This is a genomic window from Pontiella desulfatans (assembly GCF_900890425.1).
Lineage (GTDB): Bacteria > Verrucomicrobiota > Kiritimatiellia > Kiritimatiellales > Pontiellaceae > Pontiella > Pontiella desulfatans.
Window position 1 is genome coordinate 736,850 of sequence record NZ_CAAHFG010000002.1, and the last position, 16,792, is coordinate 753,641.

Consider the following 16,792-nt stretch of genomic DNA (forward strand, 5'->3'; position numbering starts at 1 on the left):
GGTTGGGAATAAACATGCCTGAGCTTTTAGAAACACAAAATAACGAAACCGAAACGGTTTTACTCATTGGCGTCGTCCTGCGCGGCGAGGAGGAGTGGAAGGTCAAGGACACGATGGACGAGCTGGCGCAGCTTGCGGAGAGCGCCGGTGCCGTTGTGGCCGGACGTTTCCTGGTGCGCCAGCAAAAGATCAAGGCCGGGCATTACATCGGCACCGGCAAGGCGGAGGAGATCTCCGACTGGATCAAGGAGAACCGCGTTTCGATGGTGGTGTTCGACGACGATCTCACACCGGCGCAAGGCCGCAACCTCCAGAATGTTTTTGAAACGCGCGTGCTCGACCGCACGCAGCTCATTCTCGATATCTTCGCGCAACGCGCCCAGACCAAGGAGGGCTGCCTTCAGGTTGAACTCGCGCAGCACCAGTATCTGCTGCCGCGCCTGCGCAACATGTGGACCCACCTTGAGCGCCAGAAGGGCGGAATCGGCCTGCGCGGGCCCGGCGAAACCCAGCTCGAAATGGACCGCCGCCGTCTGCAGGATCTGGTGCGCACCCTCAAGCGCGACCTCGAACTCGTGCGAACGCGCCGTACCGAACAGCGGCGGGGCCGCCGTCGCCATGGATGGGCGCTGGTCTCCATTGTCGGCTACACCAATGCCGGCAAGTCCACCTTGCTCAACCGCCTTTCCGGCGCGGACATCTATACCGAAAACCAGCTCTTCGCCACCCTCGATCCGACGACCCGCCAAGTGGAGCTCCCGAACCACGAACCGATGCTGATGACCGATACGGTGGGCTTCATCCAAAAACTGCCGCACCATCTCGTCGATTCATTCAAGGCGACGCTGGAAGAGGTGGTGGAAGCCGATCTGCTCGTTCATGTAATCGATGCCTCGCACCCGCAAGTCGAAACGCAGATCGAGGCCGTCCACAAGGTGCTCGACGAAATCGGCGGCCTTGAAAAGCCGATGCTCTATGTCTTCAACAAGATCGACGACGAGAAAGGGCGCAATGCCGCCAAACGGCTCGCGCGGCAATTCCAGAAGTCGGTCTGCGTCTCCGCGCAGACCGGGGAAAATATCGATGCCTTGTTCGACGAGCTGGCCGACTGCCTCAAGGGCCGCAAGGTGGAGCTGAAGCTTTCCGTCCCGCTCAGCGAGGGAAAGCTACTCTCGGTCCTCCAGAAAAACGCCTCCATTCTCGAGCAGGAATACGAAGGCGACCGAGCCGACCTCCTCGTTCGTGTCTCCCCCCAGCTCGCTGCGCAGTGCCGACCTTTTTCAACGGAAGAAGAGCCAGAAAACGAATGGTAAAAGGGGGGGGGGATGAAGAAGAACGTCTATTCTGCTCTGATGTCGTTGGTTCTCTGCGGTACGGCTGCGTTTGCTAAACCGGAGTTTGTGGGCTACGAAGCCTTTGGGGCGATTGGGGATGGGGAGGCAGACGATCTTCCGGCCATTTGCAAGGCGCACGAGTATGCCAACGAACACGCCTTGCCGGTCCGTTCGAATCCGAAGGCAACCTATCATCTGGGCCGCAGGGCGTTGACCGCCGTGATTTCCACCGACACCGACTGGAGCACCTCCCGTTTCGTGATCGATGACCGGGATGTTGAAAACCACCAAAAGTCGCTCTTCGAAGTCCGCTCCAGGCTGCAACCGGAGAAGCTGCGGATCGACCGGTTGACGCGCGATCAAAAGCAGCTCGGGGCCTATCCTTCCCGCGACTGCTTTGTGATGGTGGAAAACAGGAACAGACGGCGATATATTCGAAGGGGCCTGAACCAGAATAGCGGAAGCCCCCAACACGACTGCTTCATCCTGCGCAAGGACGGATCGATTGCTTCTCCCATCGACTGGGACTATGAGACCATCACCAAAGTGGTTGCCCGGCCGATCGATAAAGCAACGCTGAGCTTGCGGGGCGGCGTTTTCGCAACCATTGCAAACCGCATGGAACAAAAGCAGGGGTATAACTACTGGTCGCGCAATATCGTGGTTTCACGCTCCAACACGGTGGTGGAAAACCTGAAGCATTATGTGAAAGGGGAGACCGAGGTCGGCCATCCTTATTCCGGTTTCATCAACGTCCGGGATTGCGCCGACATAACGCTGCGGAATTGTTTCGCCACGGGGCACAAAACCTACAAGACCATTGGTGCGGCCGGGAAGCCGGTGAGCATGGGGTCGTATGATTATAGCATGAACAATGTGGTGAACCTGCGGCTGATCGGGTGCCGCATGGAGGGCATCCTGGATCGGAGCCGCTGGGGGGTCATTGGTTCCAACTTTTGTAAGAACATACTCGTGCAGGATTGCGAGCTCTCCCGCATGGATGTCCACCAAGGGGTTTCGGGAACCTACACGATTCGGGGCTCTACGCTGGGATATGCGGGGCTCAACGCCATTGGGCGAGGGTTGCTGACGGTGGAGGACTCAACACTCTACGGCAATAACCTGATTCATTTCCGAAGCGACTACGGCAGCACGTGGGAGGGCGATGTGCTGATCAGGAAGTGCCGTTGGGTTCCGGGTGGAGGCGCAACCATGACCCCGTATATGATCGGGGTTCAAAATGATGGTATGCACGATTTCGGCTACCCCTGTTTCATGCCGCGCCACATCACCATTGAAAACCTGATGGTGGAGGATGGTCATGCCCCGGATGGCTATGACGGCATGTATGTGTTTGCCAACCCTGATGCAATCGGCAAAAAGCACGGTGCCGAACGACCTTTTCCATATCGGCTGACTGAAACGGTATCGATTCGCGGGCTCCAAACCGCCAGCGGGAAAAGGCCGAAGATATCGACGAACCAGGCGCTTAGGAACAGCGTGTTGCTAAGGGAAAAGAACTGACCTGGGCGCCCAACCCCGGCGGCTGTCTGCGTTGGGGTCAACGGGTTTTCTTGCCGCCGTTCCCTCGGCCTTTGCGGTTGCTGGATGATGGGGCATAGTCCGGATTCGGTTCCGTAGGCACCGGGGCGTGGATGGCCTTGCGCCAGGCTTGAAGCTTTTGATGCAGCTCGTCGGCCACCTTTATTTTCTCCCGGGCCAGGTTGCTGGTTTCTCCGGGATCGTCCTTGAGGTTGAACAACTCCACTCGACCGTCCTCGAAATATTCGATCAACTTATAGTCGCCTAGGCGGATGGCCCCGCACGGGCTGGTCTTTCCGAGATAGCAGGGGAAGTGCCAGTAGAGGGCATCGCGCTTCAAGGTGCCCGTGCCCCGCAGCAAATGAACCAGGCTTTCTCCATCGACGATGTGCTTCTTCGGAGGGGCCGCTCCCGCAAGTTCGAGCAGGGTGGGGTAGAAGTCGAAGCTCATCACCGGGGTGGTGCACACCTGCGCAAGTGTGCTTCCGGGCATTCGAACGGCGAGCGGAACGCGGATTCCGCCTTCGGAGAGTTGCCCTTTTCCGCCCTTGAGCGGGGCGTTGGTTCCTTGTTTCTGCCCGAGGTCGCCGCCGTTGTCGGAGAAGAAGAAAACGACGGTGTTTTCCAGCAACCGGTTTTTCTCCAGCGCAGCGAATAGGCGCCCGACGTTCTGGTCGACCGCCTCGACGGTGGCGGCATATTCCACCAGGTCGCCGCGCGGGTTGTTGCCTTTATTTTTATATTTCGCCACCAGTTCGGGCTTGGGTTGATAGGGGCGGTGCACGGCGTGGTAGGCTTGGTAGAGCAGGAACGGACGGCCCTTGTTTTTTTCGATGAACTCGATGCCCTTGTCGGTCAGCCGGTCGGTCACATATTCTTCGCCTTCGAAATAGTTCAGCGCCGGGCCGCCGGAATTGCGGCTGTCGGAACCCTCCATCTGATGCTGGAAGCCCAGTTGCTTGGGTTCGATGGCATAGTCGAATCCCTTGGCCAACGGCATGCTTTCCGGCTCGCGGCTGCGGCCGAGGTTCCACATGCCGACGCAGGCGCTGGTGTAACCCGCGGTTTTCAGTGCTTCGGCGATCGTCACCGAGTCCGCCGGGAGGCGTTGCGTGTTCTCGATCGGGATGAGCTTGTTGCGGGTGTCGCCGCGCTTGGATTCGCCGACGGTGTAGACGCCGTGGCGCGGCGTGTATTGCCCGGTCAGGATGCATGCGCGGGTGGGGGCGCAGTTGGGTGCGTTGCAGTAGGCGTTGGTGAAGACCACCCCCTCCTTTGCGATGCGGTCGATGTTCGGCGTTTCAATGAATTCGTTGCCCATGAATCCAACGTCGCCCCAGCCCAGGTCGTCGATCAGGATAAAGACAACGTTGGGTTTAGGCGCTGGCCGAATGCCGAAGGCCGATTGCCGGTTGATTAGCGTGGATGCGGCGGTAAATGCGATGAATGCCCTGCGGTTCATTTTCTTCCTTTCTGTCCACGGTTGAAGCCATAGGTGTTCGAACCCCGGTCTTCGGCTTTGAAGCGGATGGTGTATTCCTGCGTCAGGGCCATGCACAGGTCGGGGGTGCAGCCGAAGTAGTGTAGCTCCAGCCCGATGTCGCCGGGCGTTTTGTCCGCTTTAATGTCCACCCAGAATTGGCGGGGCAGGGTGTCGGAATCGCCTTCGCCTTTTTTAGCGGTTGCCGAGGCAGGAGTGGCCTCGACGCCTTTGGGCAACCCCAGTTCATATTTCATCGGCGGCGCCAGGTTGTTCCAGTGGGCGCCGTGGATCGGATCGGGATAGAATCCGAGGAAAAGACGACCGGTGCCGGTCTTGAGCAGCTCGGGCGTGGCCTCTGCGCGTAGCTTCACATAGTAGGTTTCTTCCGGCTTGGCCGGGATGATCGAAAGAGTGGAGAGTCCGTCGGGACGCGCAACGCCGAGTTGGGAGTCTTCGTTGATGGCCTTGGATTGCTTCTCCACCTGCGGCAGCTCCAGATCGGTGGTTTGGGTGGGTTTGGCAACGGGGCCGACCGCTTTGGCGAGCGCGGCGCGCAGCCCATCCGCATCCATTTTCGGGGCCGCCCAGATCAGGGTTCCGTCCGGGGAAACCAAATAGATCGAGTTGGAGCCCGAGCGTAGGCCGATGCGAATGGAATCGTCGATGGTGTCGGCGATCCACGGAGCTTTGGTGCCCAGTTTATGGCGGGCTTCTTCGAGCTGAAGCAGACGTTCCTGCAGGTTTTGCGCCTGTAGGTATCCGTTGAGTTCGGGATGGCGGAGGCTTTTGTAGAAGTAGAAAAACTGAACGCCTTTGGGGGCATAGTCCGCATAGGCCGCCTCGACCCCGGGATAGCTTCGGTGGAATTCCGGGCAGGTCAGGCACCCGGCTTTCAGGACCGTGTATTTCCCTTTGCACAGCGCGCGCAACTTCACGGGGGTTCCTTCGGCGGTATATGCATTCAAATCGGGAAGGGGGCCGCTGCCGAGAACACCACCTTTGGGCACAGAGCCGGAGCGTTGGGCTCCGGCTGAGAGGGCCATGCTTCCAATGACGATCCATAGAACACGACTCTTCATTTCCGGCCACCTTTACCCTTCGGGGCCTTGTCCATTTCTTCCTTGGAGATCGAGCCGCTTTTGTCCGTATCGGTTTCATCGAACTTACGTTTTGTTTTGGTCTCGTCGAAGTCGCCCCCGCGCCGTTCCTTTTCGCTGGCGGCGAACTCTTCGAACGAAACCAAGCCGTCGGTATTGGCGTCCATCTGGGCGAAGCGATCGGCGTTGCCAGAGCGTGCGGGCTGGTTTTGAATTGCTTGGTTCTGCCTAACGGAGCTGGAAGCTCCGTCTACGTTGCCGGGCTGCGGGAATTTTTCATCCGCCGGATTGCGCCGGGCGGGACGCTGTACGACATCGGAGATCAGGCCTTTCGGGGTGAGGTCCTTGCCTTTCAGCGCGGGGTGGTCGGCGGCATAGCGGTAGCAACGGAAAACGGAGTTGGCCATGGGGACCATGTCGCCGATGGTTTTGAGTACACCGAACTCCTTGGTGATGGGATTGATGTATTCCCACACCAGCTCGCATTGCGGGGTCACTTCGAAAAAGTGGCCTTCGGTGTCGGAGCAGATGAGGGTGTTGCCGTTGGGCAGGCGCTGGCAGCCCGCACCGATATGGCTGAAGAAGCCCTGGTTCGATTTGGAGCCATAGAGCCAAACAATTTGCCTGGAGAGGTTGCGGGGCGTCTTGTGCATGTCGGGATGGTAGGACTGGCGGACATAGCCCGCATCCGGCGGGTTGACATAGCGTCCGTTTTTCATGCCATCGATTTCATAGATGTACGACTGGGCAGTCTGCTCGAACAGGTATTGCCCATTGTTGAAGACCAGAAAATTTCCGGCGCCCGGAAGCCCGGCGTCGATCCACTGCACGTCGTGCGCGCCGCCGATCTGCTTGTGGCCGGAGGAGCCCTTCGTCCAGTTTTCGTTGACGCTGGGCGGGTCGCCCTGTTCGTAGCGCGCGGGATCGCCGAAGCGGTAGAGGAAGTCGCCCTTCGGGCCCTTGGCCTCTTCGGTGGTGGTGTTGTGGTCGATCACATAGAACTCGCCCTGCACGGAGTTGATCACCACCTGGTCGAGCTCGGGGTTGTAGTCCATCGAGTTGCAGTGCAGCCAGTCGCCGCGCATGCCTTTGCCGGGCAGGTTCATGTTGAGCCGGTGCGGAGCATCGGCGATGTTTTCGACATGGTTCGGCTTGTCGGGATCCATATCCTGTACGAGGTGGTCGAAGAAGCACCATTCCCAAACCACGTTGCCGGCCATGTCGACTTCCACAATGGCATCGACCATCGTTTTGCCGCCTTTGGCCAGCCGCCCGCCGCGGTTTCCTTCGCCACCTTCCGACGGCGCCTTTGCGGGATCGACGCCGATGGCCAGCGCCATTTCGCGGGTGATGGTCTTTCCGGAGATATAGAGCGTGGTCGGTGCGTTCAGCCGTTTGTTGAAGATGCGTACGAAGTCGTGGTGGGGCGCATGGTTGGGCCGCGTCTCCTCATACGTCCAAACCACATTGCCGTCCCAGTCCAGCTCCTGGAACCCCTTGAACGAACTGGGATCGTCCTGCATGGCGTCGAGCAGGTTCCCGTTTTCGAGGAAGCGCGGGTTGGTGCCGATGCGCCACTCCTTCACCAGCCGGCCTTCCATGTCGATCAGATAGCTCTTGCCATGCGCCGCGAACAGGGTGTAGCCGTTGAAGGCCTTTTCCGGGTTCCAGTACAGCAGCTCCGTCGGGCCCTGCAGCGATTCATAGGCGAAGGTGGTGGATGCAATCAAGCTCAGTGCGATGAGTTGCCGTTTCATTTCCGGGCTCCTTTCTTTCCGCCTCGATCTCCGCCGCGTTTGCCTTCGCCGGGCTTCATGTCGGCGTGTTCGCGGTCGGCGCGGCGTTCGGGCGAGACCGGATTCTCGAGGTTCTCGACGAGGGTATAGTTCGGTTTCATGTTGCGGCCTTTGAAGGCGGGGTGGTTGGCCGGGTAGCGGTGGATTTTAAAGACGGCGTTCTGCGCATGGTAGCGGTGGTCGAGCGGGACGGTTTCGCCCTGTTTCAGTACGCGGCTGGTGACGGGGTTGACGTATTCCCATACGGTTTCCCCTTTGGGTGTCACCTCGAACAACGTGCCGTGGACCCCCGCGCAGATGAGCGTGTTCCCGTTGGGCAAACGCTGCGCGCCGGAGATTTCCTGCGAGAAGAAGGTTTTCGGGTCGGGATCGGTATAGCTCCACACCATCTTCGTTTCGCCTTTTTTAGAGATTGCCAGTTCATCCACGCTGGTGTGTCCGCGCCCGAGCCCGTTGTTGAAAACAAGGATGTTCCCGGCGCCCGGGCAGCCTGCCGGAATCCACTGGGAATCGTGCTGCTGGAAGAGGGTTTGCTTTCCATCTTGCCGATGGGTGGAGGGATTGCCCCAGCGGTATAGCAAGTCGCCCTTCGTCCCCCTGGCCTCCTCGGTCGAGATGCCGTGGTCGATGATCCAGATTTCGGAGTTGCCGCGGCAGCTGATCACGATCCGGTCGAGCTCGGCGTTGTAGTCGATCGAGTTGAAATGGTTCCAGAACGCCTTGGCGCGGCGGCCGGAGCCGTTCGGGTCGATCTTGCCGGGGTTCGCGGCCACGTCGCCATAGTTGTCTTTGGTTTTATCAAAGTCCTGAATCAGATGATCCCAGACATGCCACTGCCAGACAATTTTCCCCGACTTCGGCCCCGTCTTTTGAATCTCGACGATATAGTCGGGGAAGAGCTTGCTGTCCTTCAGCGCGTTCTTATCGAACCCCGCCTGAACCGCTTCCTCCATCGACTTGTGCTCCACCACCATCGCGAGGATGTTGCCGTTGGGCATTGGGGCAATATCGTGGTGCATCAGGTTTTGATCGTCCGAGAGCCAATATTCCCAAACGAGGTTTCCGTCCCAGTCGTACTCCTCCAGCCGGCCGCCTTCGCCTCCGCCGATGAACGCCTTGTTCTTCGTCAGGCAGCAGCGGAGCATGTTGCCGTTTTCCAAGAGGTAGACCGACTGCCCCGGTTCATATTGGCTTTCCCACTCGTTCACGATCATCCCGTTGTTGTCCATCAGGTAGGTCTTCGTGAAATGCTTCGGCGCAAAGAGGGTATAGCCCGGAAACGCCTTGTCCGTATGCTTGATCAAGCCAAGCTGCCGCTTCGTTTCGCCAAACGATTCCTCCGGCGAGCGGTGCGGCTGACGTTCCGCGGCCATGGTGGATAGCGCGGCCAACAGTGAAAGTCCAATCCATCTAGTGTTCATTCCATGCTCCTTGTTGAGGTGGTGAACATAACGATGGACGATGCGAAAACCCAAGGGGTGTTGCATTACGGTTTGGTAATGAAATGGAGCTGGAGCGTGCTCGCCGAGCGCGACGTTCCAAAGCTTGGCAGGTGTGCCGTGCGTATGTGCGGACGGCTGGGACAGCCGTCCCTACCCAGGGCGGTTCATGGCCAGCAGTGTGACGCTGATGGTGATGGCCAGCTCGTCGAGCTGCATCACTGCGGCTTTGGCTTCGGGGCCGGACCGCCAGAAGATGGGGGTCATTTGGATCAGGTCGGCAATCTGCTCCCGGCTGAGCACAGTCCCGTAGGCCAGTTGCTCCCGCTGGGTTTCGATGAAGTACGGGGCGCACTTGGCGGCGGCTTCATCGGCCTTTTCCTTGAAGTCGCCGGAGCTGAACTGCAGCTGTTGCCGAAGTTCGGCCAGGTGATTGGGGCCCGGCACGCCGATCAACAGGGTGCCGTCCGGTTTTAGGATGCGGTTGAATTCGGCCATGTTTCGCGGTGCCAAGATGCTGATAACCACATCCATGGAGGCATCGGCAATGGGCAGTTCCCGCATGCCGTTGGCCACGATCCAGGTGGCTTGCTTGTGCCGCCTGGATGCAACCTGGACGGCCTTCTTGGAAATGTCGGCACCCAGAAAGAACCCGTCGTGTGCTTCGCTCAAAGCGCCAAGCAAATGCCCCTCGCCGCAACCGCAGTCCAAGACCGAGAGTGCCTCCGGGCGGTTGAAAATGGCCAAACCGCAAAGCAGATTCGACAGCGGGGCAAAAGCGCCGGAATCGAAGAAGCGGCGGCGCGCCATCACCATGTCGGCGTCGTCCCCGGGATTCTTGGATTTGCGCTGATGGCTCAATAGCAGGTTGATGTAGCCCTCCTTCGCAATGTTGAAGGGATGCCCGTTGGCGCAGCCGTAGGTTTTTTCAGCCGCCACCAGCGGAGCGGAGCAAACCGGGCAGAGCAGCGGAGATGGAAGCGGGGGACTCATGGCGCGCGATTATATCCCCGCACTCCCGGGAATCAGCATAAATCATTCGATAGTTGAAAAAGCCTATCCGGTTGCACGAAAAAGGAGTTGGCGAACGTCTATTGGGAAAACCCGGGAGTCGATCCATGAAAACAACCTGCATGCTGGCCGTACTGGCGCTGGCAACAACCGCCGTCTTTGCCCAGCATCCGGGACGTAGCTCTGAAAATACGCCGAAGCTGGCCGAGCTGCTCAAGGAGCGTCCCCAGCTCGACCTCAACCGCGATGGCATCCTGACGCTGGAAGAGGCGCTGAAGGCACGCGAGCGCAATGCCCGGCAACCGCGTACCCGCAAGATGGCCCCAACCCATGCCGATGTGTCCTACGGCGACCATCCCTCGATGAAACTCGATTTTTGGAAAGCCGAGTCCACCGAGCCGGTTGCGCTGTTCGTTTGGATCCACGGGGGCGGATTCCGGGGCGGCGATAAGGCACCCGCAAATGCCCGGCTGCTGGAGCCGCTCCTGAATGCGGGGGTTTCCGTCGCCTCCATCAACTACCGCCTCTCCGGCATCGCGCCCTATCCGGCGCAGATGCACGACAGCGCCCGAGCGATTCAATTCCTGCGCTCCAAGGCGGCGGAATGGAATCTTGATCCGGCGCGGATCGCGGTCGGCGGCGGCTCCGCCGGTTCCGGCATTTCCCAGTGGCTGGCCTTCCACGACGACCTGGCCAACCCGGAAAGCGACGATCCGGTGGAGCACCGGTCCACCCGGGTCAGCTGCGCGCTGGCGCTCAGCATGCAGTCCACCTACGACCCGCGCGTCATCCGGCAAATCATCCCCGGCAATGCGTTCGACGACAGCGCGTTGAAACCGTTCTACGGCCTGCCCGACGACTGGAACTGGGAAACCGCAAAAATCGATGCCAAGCTCGATGCGCTCATCAAGGATGCCTCTCCCATCAACCATCTCACGGCGGACGACCCGCCGGTCTTCATCTTCCATGCGGAACGAACCCGCACCGACGGCAACATCCACCACCCGAACTTTGGCACCTATCTGGAAACCGCCATGAAAAAAACCGGCATCGACTGCGTCCGCACAACCGATGCCGACTACGACTCCCCATCCGGCCCGTACGACCATATGGTTCGCTTCACCCTCCAGCATCTTGCCGCTGCTCCAATGGAAAAGGGGCAGTAGGCAGGGGCGGGTACAGGACTCCCGTGCCCGGGCAGGCCATTCTTGCTGGTTCCGCATTCACAGGCAACTACGTCTATACGGTGACCAATGGAGGATATCTCGTTGTGCTAGATGCCAGGCGAAAAGGTTTGCTGATCCAGAAGGAGTATATTAACGATCGCGCCCATCCAGGGAACAATGACTACACAATGAGCACACCTGTCATAGTCGATGGACGTCTCTATGTCGGCAGTGAGACCGGCGGGATCCGGTGTTTCATCGGCAAGAAAAACCTATAGGGATCTGACGGAACGTTTTCCCCGCTTCGCGAGGTGAAGCGATGCTACATCGTGCGATGGTTGAAAAAGGTAGGGAGTGCTCTCCGAGGGCACCGAACGGAGGAGCGGTCGGTTGCATGGCTTGCGTTCTTTGCGGCTGTGTGGATGGTTCGGCGAACGATTCCTACCTCTTGCGCTGACCTCCCTTTTTCTCTTCGCCCTTTTTGCCTTTCTTTTCGGGAGAGGGTTTCGCGGGATCGTAGTTGGGGTTGGGGTGGGCAGTTTAGGTGCCAACGTCGGATGGATGCTTTTCCAGGAGCTCTCCGTTTTATCTATCTTTTTGATAATTAATGAATAGGGGTATTCACTTCGCTGGACTAAGTCTGTATCTTGTGGTTTCTTCCCCTGACCGACAGGGATATTTCCTTGAACCGAACGGGTTCCATAGCGACTGCATTTTGTAGCAGACGGTAAAGCAGCATTCCCCGCGAGCGGGAAGTGCGCCGGTTGAAGCGGAACGTGTATTCGTCGAGATAGTATGCCAAATGCTCGTGACTTACTGCGCCCTGATGTGTTCCGCCAAGCCACCGCTTAAGCAAACTGGCGACTCGATGGCAAAGGGGGAGCAGGTTCGCGCCAACATCCTCGGATTTCCGAACGACTTTATGGTCGTAGCCCAAAGCTCCCAAACCATTGTACCCCTTCCACCCGTCCGTCTTCACCTGCGTACCCGGATCAACCGTTTCTCGGATGGCCCCTTCAAGGCTTTTGGATGAGGCATCGGGTATTTTTACAAGGCGAATGCGACCGACGGCCTTACCATTCTCCTGCGCCACGATCAGCACAAGGGTCTTGCCTTCGGCTCCGCGCCCCCGTTTCCCGGGCCTTGTGCCGCCTATGAAGGTTTCATCCACCTGCACGGTTCCGGCCAGTCTTTCCCGTCCCGGACGTACCATCGCCCGGCGGAGCTTGTGCAGCCACGTCCATGCGGTCTTGTAGCTTCCGAGGCCGAGAACGCGCATCAGTCCCAAGGCGCTGGCTCCGTTCTTCTGGCTTGTCACCCACCAGATCGCCCTGAACCAGGACGCCAGCGGTTTGCGGGTGCCCTCAAAGATCGTACCCGAGGTTACAGATGTTTAACGACTGCACGTCTTGCACTTGAAAAGGCCGTCTGACAGTCGCCACGACTCCCCATGGCCACAGGCCGGGCAAAGGAAGCCGTTCGGCCATCGCAATGATGCAAGATAGTCGCGACATGCTTCTTCACTTGAAAAGTTCAGTTCCAATTCTTCCAGATCCTTTGGATACGCTTCCATGAAACGTGTGTACCACAACATGTGGGTCTAGTCCATCGAAGTGAATACCCCTATTAATGAATAAGCGATTCTCCTATCTATTCCGGGAGGGCCATAGTAGGTTGCGTCCTTCATCCACATTTAGTGGGGACTTCTCGCTGACCTTCTGCCGCTTCTGGCAGGCACGATTCCGTCGCCTCCTCTGAACACACCCAAGAGGACGCATGTCTATTCCAGATCTATCTATTATTTCCCAGCACCCAACCGCGGTGGTCTATTGCGAAGCCAACTTTGGCCGCATGGACGGCAAAACCGCCAACGGTCTGGTTCGCTATTCCGAAAAATATAAAATACTCTCGGTCATTGACAGCACCAAAGCGGGACACGATTCGGGCACATTGCTGGATGAAAAAGAAAACGGCATTCCGATCTGCCGCAGTCTTTCTGCATCCCTTGAGCTTGCCGAAGGCGTGCCGGACTATTTCATTTTCGGTATGGCGCCCTCCAGCGGCATGCTGTCGCCCGTCGAACGAAGCATCGTGCTGGAAGCCCTGGGACTGGGGATGAATATCGTGAACGGCCTGCATGAATTTTTAAACGACGACCCTGAGTTTGCGATGGCGGCTAAGGCGGGAAACGTTAAGATTATTGACATTCGACGGCCCCGTGCAAAGAAAGACCTGCGGATGTTTAGCGGCAGGATTTCCAAGGTCACCTGTCCGCGCATTGCCGTTCTCGGCACCGACGGTGCCATCGGGAAGCGTACAACGGCAACCATTCTCGTCCGTGCCCTGAATGAGCGCGGCATCAAGACGGTATTGGTGGGAACCGGCCAGACGGGGCTGATTCAAGGTGCTCGGTACGGCGTGGCAGTTGATGCCATCCCTTGCCAGTTTTGCTCCGGCGAACTGGAGTCTACCATCGTTGAAGCTTTCGAAAGTGAGCAGCCTGATGTCGTTATCATTGAAGGGCAGGGGGCGCTCAGCCACCCGGCCTATCTGACTTCGGCCTACATTCTCCGCGGCAGCATGGCAAATGGAGTAGTGGTGCAGCACGCGCCGGCCCGGACCCATCTCGGCGACTTTCCCGACACGCCGATGCCCACCGCGACTTCCGAAATCAATCTGATTGAAACCTTTGGCCGTACGAAAGTCATCGGCCTGACGATCAACCACGAGAATATGACGGACGATGAAGTCAGCGCGGCAATCAAGGCCTATGAGAAAGAACTCGGCATCCCCGCCACCGATGCGCTGACCCGTTCACCCGACCGGCTAGTCGATATGGTTGTAGAGGCTTTTCCTGTTCTTGTGGAAAAGCTGAGTGCCTGCACTATATGATTGCGCCGCGATTAGAGATCGACCTCGAAAAAATTAAAGTTAACGCCCGCACCTTAGTCAAACGATTGGCTCTTCAAGGTATTTCGGTTACAGCCGTGATGAAAGCCACACTCGGAGCCCCTGAGATTGCAAATGCGTTGCGTCAGGCTGGTGTGAAGACCCTGGGTGACGCCCGCATTGAAAATATTGTCAAGATGCGCCATCGCGGCGTACCTGGTCCCATGGCCATGATTCGCTCCCCGATGATCAGTCAGGCGGCGCGGGTCGTGAAATATGCCGAACTGAGTTTTAATACGGAACTCGAGGTCATCCGCATGCTTTCGGCCGCAGCGCAAATAGCCAAGCGGATGCATGGAATTGTGCTGATGGTTGAACTGGGCGATCTGCGCGAAGGCATTTTGCCGAAGGATCTCCACGGCATGGTGCGTGAGATTCTTCGCTTGCCGAATATTGCGCTCAAGGGCATTGGAACCAATCTGGCCTGTCGCAGCGGCGTATCGCCCGATGCGGTGAATATGCGCGAACTCTCCGCTCTCGCGGACTCAATCGAATCCACCTTCGGATTCCCATTGGAAATTATTTCGGGAGGCAACTCAGCCAATCTGGCCTGGGCGCTCAGCGGAGCGAACACCGGACGTATTAATAACCTGCGTCTGGGAGAATCCATTCTTCTCGGATGCGATCCGCTCCAGCGGCAACCGATCAGCGGCCTGCATACCGATGCCATTACCCTCGTGGCTGAGGTGATTGAATCAAAGGTAAAGCCGTCGCAACCCTGGGGAACCATCGCGCAAAACGCCTTCGGTGCGCCTTCAACTCCCAAAACACATGGCCACATCCAGCAGGCCATCCTTGCCATCGGCCGGCAGGATATCGATCCGTTGGGGCTTGAACCCCCGCAGGATGTTGAAATTCTTGAAGCCAGCAGCGACCATCTGGTGGTCAAAACCGGCCGCTATGCTTATCCCGTAGGCTCCGAGATTGCGTTTCGGTTAAACTACAGTGCACTGCTCCGGGCCATGACCTCGCCTTTTGTTTCCAAGCTTTGGGTAAACCGTACGCCCATCCTGCAGTCCCCGCCTACTCTCACGAAAAAGCCCCGCCTCGTTTCCAGCCTTCAGGAGAAATAATGCCCACCAAAACACATATCCCCGGCAAAGACGCCGCGTTAGAAGATACCCTTGAAAAAGCGAGGGCGTTGCTGGACCAACACGGTTTTCCCGTCGATCTGGTTTCTAGCAAGCATCCAGTACAAAACTGCTGGTCGGTGCACCTGCGTTCGTCCGAGTGCCCGCAGGTCTACACCAATGGGAAAGGAAGCTCCGAATTAGCCAGCGAGGCCAGCGCAGTCCTTGAATTTTTTGAACGCCTTTCTACGAACCTTTTCTTCTTCGATTATTACCTCGGGGACGATGCCGCCGAAAAGGACTTCGTGTTCTACCCGACCGAAAAATGGTTTCCCATAGAAGCTCCGTCAACCATCCCGACCCATCATCCCGATGGAACCGAGCTGCTCAACGCCACCCTCCGTTTGTTCTACAATTCTGCGGATGAACTGACTCCCGCCCAGCTGCTCGATAATAATACCGACGATCCTGCCCGCGGAATTGCCGCCTTGCCCTTTGAGCACATCGGCACCGAAGAAACCGTCTATTTCCCCGTCAGCATTCTCACCAATCTCTATGTGAGCAACGGCATGGCCGCCGGCAACACGCCCACCGAATGCCGCGCACAGGCGCTGGCCGAAATTCTGGAGCGGTACGTGAAAAACAATGTGATCGCCATGGGACTATGCCTGCCCACCGTGCCGCAAAACATACTCGACCGTTATCCCCGCATACAAAAAGACATCGAAGAGCTCAAGGCACACGGCTTCCCTGTTCTGGTTAAAGACGCGTCCATGGGCGGTCAATTCCCGGTCATCTGCGTTTTGCTCATAAATCCTGAAAACGGCGGATGCTATGCCTCTTTCGGAGCAAGTTGCCGCTTTGAGGTCGCGCTCGAACGCACCGTCACCGAACTCCTGCAGGGAAGAAGTCTCGACCAGCTCGATATTTTCAACCGGCCATCGCACGACCTCGAGATCGTTGCCGACGAGCTGAACCTGGAAAGTCACTTCATCGACTCCGATGGACTTCTATCCTGGAAAATGTTCGGCGACCAACCCGACTTCGAATTCAACGACTGGAATTTTGAGGGCAGCACCGCCGAGGAATACGACCATTTAAAAGCTATCGTCAGCAAATCAGGGCATAAAGCCTATTGCGCGGAATATCTGCATTGCGGCATCTACACCTGCCGCATCATTATTCCCGGCATGTCGGATATCTATACGCCCGACGATCTGATCTGGAGCAATAAAAATGCCGGGGCCTCCCTGCGACCGCAGCTGCTCAAGCTGAATCAAATGTCCGTCGACGAATTAAACGTCTTCGCGAACCATCTAAGCGAACTCGGACTGAGTGATCTGCAACCCGTCTCCGACACCATCGGCGTCCTCTTCGAAGAAGGCACGGTGTGGCACACGTTGCGTATCGGCGAACTCAAAGGCATGCTCGCGCTCGCAACCGGGAATCTCGAAGAAGCCGCGCAGTGGTGCGGCTGGCTTCAGCACTTTGAGTTTAGTCCGCCTGCCCGGAAAAAACTGTACCGCGCCATTCATGAGTTGATCGACTTTGGATTGTCGGAAGAAGGAACCGACCGGTACGACGCATCGCTCAGCCTCTTTTTTGAAAAGAAGACCCTGGCTGATGCCAAAGAAATCGTTGCGGGAAAACAAACCTTTCACGGCCTGACCTTTTCCGGGCACTGGGAAAACATCTCTGCTAGTCATCAAACGCTGATCAGCATGTACCGTCGCCTTCATCCGCTCAAGGCAGTCTCTCTTTAGTTCCTCTCTGTTCAGTAGAAGATTTGGCGGGATCGTGGTCGGGATTGGGGCGGGGGAGCTGGGCACCGATTTCCGCGAGATACTTTTCACGCCGCTCCTTCAACTCGGCGGTTTTTTCGGGCAACTGTTTTGAGAGGTCGTT

The 16,792-nt window shown here is 57.9% G+C and carries 11 protein-coding genes and 1 pseudogene; 6 read left to right on the top strand and 6 right to left on the bottom strand.

What is annotated here, in order from left to right; all coding sequences use genetic code 11:
• Positions 1-14 precede the first annotated feature (14 nt).
• Positions 15-1,313 (top strand): GTPase HflX, encoded by a 1,299-nt coding sequence (gene hflX, locus E9954_RS18700; protein ID WP_136080808.1) that lies wholly within the window; start codon positions 15-17, stop codon positions 1,311-1,313.
• A gap of 12 nt (positions 1,314-1,325) precedes the next feature.
• The gene (locus tag E9954_RS18705) at positions 1,326-2,858 is read left to right on the top strand and encodes a hypothetical protein (protein WP_136080809.1); all 1,533 of its coding nucleotides are present in this window, start codon (positions 1,326-1,328) and stop codon (positions 2,856-2,858) included.
• 37 nt (positions 2,859-2,895) lie between these two features.
• Here the strand turns inward: E9954_RS18705 and E9954_RS18710 are convergent, their stop codons facing one another.
• The 5 genes from E9954_RS18710 to E9954_RS18730 all read right to left on the bottom strand — a co-directional run bounded on the left by E9954_RS18710 (position 2,896) and on the right by E9954_RS18730 (position 9,684).
• A complete protein-coding gene (locus tag E9954_RS18710; RefSeq protein WP_136080810.1) occupies positions 2,896-4,338 on the bottom strand; it encodes a sulfatase in 1,443 nt (480 codons plus the stop codon).
• Positions 4,335-5,438, bottom strand: a complete 1,104-nt coding sequence (locus tag E9954_RS18715) for a peroxiredoxin family protein (protein ID WP_222847234.1) — start codon at positions 5,436-5,438, stop codon at positions 4,335-4,337. The genes E9954_RS18710 and E9954_RS18715 overlap by 4 nt, the downstream gene beginning before the upstream one ends.
• Positions 5,435-7,213: an aryl-sulfate sulfotransferase gene (locus E9954_RS18720; RefSeq protein ID WP_136080811.1), complete on the bottom strand. Its 1,779-nt coding sequence runs from the start codon at positions 7,211-7,213 to the stop codon at positions 5,435-5,437. The genes E9954_RS18715 and E9954_RS18720 overlap by 4 nt, the downstream gene beginning before the upstream one ends.
• Positions 7,210-8,673, bottom strand: coding sequence for an aryl-sulfate sulfotransferase (locus E9954_RS18725; protein ID WP_168442394.1), 1,464 nt, complete (start codon positions 8,671-8,673; stop codon positions 7,210-7,212). Before E9954_RS18725 ends, E9954_RS18720 begins: the two co-directional genes overlap by 4 nt.
• Positions 8,674-8,844: 171 nt before the next feature.
• Positions 8,845-9,684, bottom strand: a complete 840-nt coding sequence (locus tag E9954_RS18730; protein WP_136080813.1) for a putative RNA methyltransferase — start codon at positions 9,682-9,684, stop codon at positions 8,845-8,847.
• A 125-nt stretch (positions 9,685-9,809) separates the two neighbouring features.
• Between E9954_RS18730 and E9954_RS18735 the strand changes: the two genes are divergently transcribed.
• On the top strand, positions 9,810-10,868 hold the full coding sequence (locus E9954_RS18735) for an alpha/beta hydrolase (RefSeq protein ID WP_136080814.1): 1,059 nt from the start codon (positions 9,810-9,812) through the stop codon (positions 10,866-10,868).
• 634 nt (positions 10,869-11,502) lie between these two features.
• Here E9954_RS18735 and E9954_RS18745 read toward each other — a convergent pair.
• Positions 11,503-12,441: pseudogene (locus tag E9954_RS18745) on the bottom strand (IS1595 family transposase).
• A 203-nt stretch (positions 12,442-12,644) separates the two neighbouring features.
• Here E9954_RS18745 and E9954_RS18750 point away from each other — a divergent pair.
• The 3 genes from E9954_RS18750 to ycaO are packed head-to-tail and all read left to right on the top strand — an operon-like array spanning position 12,645 to position 16,650.
• Positions 12,645-13,760: a DUF1611 domain-containing protein gene (locus E9954_RS18750; protein WP_136080816.1), complete on the top strand. Its 1,116-nt coding sequence runs from the start codon at positions 12,645-12,647 to the stop codon at positions 13,758-13,760.
• Entirely contained in the window at positions 13,757-14,890 is a 1,134-nt protein-coding gene (locus E9954_RS18755) for an alanine/ornithine racemase family PLP-dependent enzyme (RefSeq protein ID WP_136080817.1), read from the top strand. The genes E9954_RS18750 and E9954_RS18755 overlap by 4 nt, the downstream gene beginning before the upstream one ends.
• Entirely contained in the window at positions 14,890-16,650 is a 1,761-nt protein-coding gene (gene ycaO / locus E9954_RS18760; RefSeq protein ID WP_136080818.1) for a 30S ribosomal protein S12 methylthiotransferase accessory factor YcaO, read from the top strand. The genes E9954_RS18755 and ycaO overlap by 1 nt, the downstream gene beginning before the upstream one ends.
• Positions 16,651-16,792: the final 142 nt, after the last annotated feature.

What these genes read in the sequence shown, in the direction of transcription:
- E9954_RS18715 (WP_222847234.1), bottom strand. Translation starts at nt 5,438, where the DNA reads ATGAAGAGTCGTGTTCTATGGATCGTCATTGGAAGCATGGCCCTCTCA.
- E9954_RS18735 (WP_136080814.1), top strand. Translation starts at nt 9,810, where the DNA reads ATGAAAACAACCTGCATGCTGGCCGTACTGGCGCTGGCAACAACCGCC.
- E9954_RS18755 (WP_136080817.1), top strand. Translation starts at nt 13,757, where the DNA reads ATGATTGCGCCGCGATTAGAGATCGACCTCGAAAAAATTAAAGTTAAC.
- E9954_RS18710 (WP_136080810.1), bottom strand. Translation starts at nt 4,338, where the DNA reads ATGAACCGCAGGGCATTCATCGCATTTACCGCCGCATCCACGCTAATC.
- E9954_RS18705 (WP_136080809.1), top strand. Translation starts at nt 1,326, where the DNA reads ATGAAGAAGAACGTCTATTCTGCTCTGATGTCGTTGGTTCTCTGCGGT.
- hflX (WP_136080808.1), top strand. Translation starts at nt 15, where the DNA reads ATGCCTGAGCTTTTAGAAACACAAAATAACGAAACCGAAACGGTTTTA.
- E9954_RS18730 (WP_136080813.1), bottom strand. Translation starts at nt 9,684, where the DNA reads ATGAGTCCCCCGCTTCCATCTCCGCTGCTCTGCCCGGTTTGCTCCGCT.
- E9954_RS18725 (WP_168442394.1), bottom strand. Translation starts at nt 8,673, where the DNA reads ATGAACACTAGATGGATTGGACTTTCACTGTTGGCCGCGCTATCCACC.
- E9954_RS18750 (WP_136080816.1), top strand. Translation starts at nt 12,645, where the DNA reads ATGTCTATTCCAGATCTATCTATTATTTCCCAGCACCCAACCGCGGTG.
- ycaO (WP_136080818.1), top strand. Translation starts at nt 14,890, where the DNA reads ATGCCCACCAAAACACATATCCCCGGCAAAGACGCCGCGTTAGAAGAT.
- E9954_RS18720 (WP_136080811.1), bottom strand. Translation starts at nt 7,213, where the DNA reads ATGAAACGGCAACTCATCGCACTGAGCTTGATTGCATCCACCACCTTC.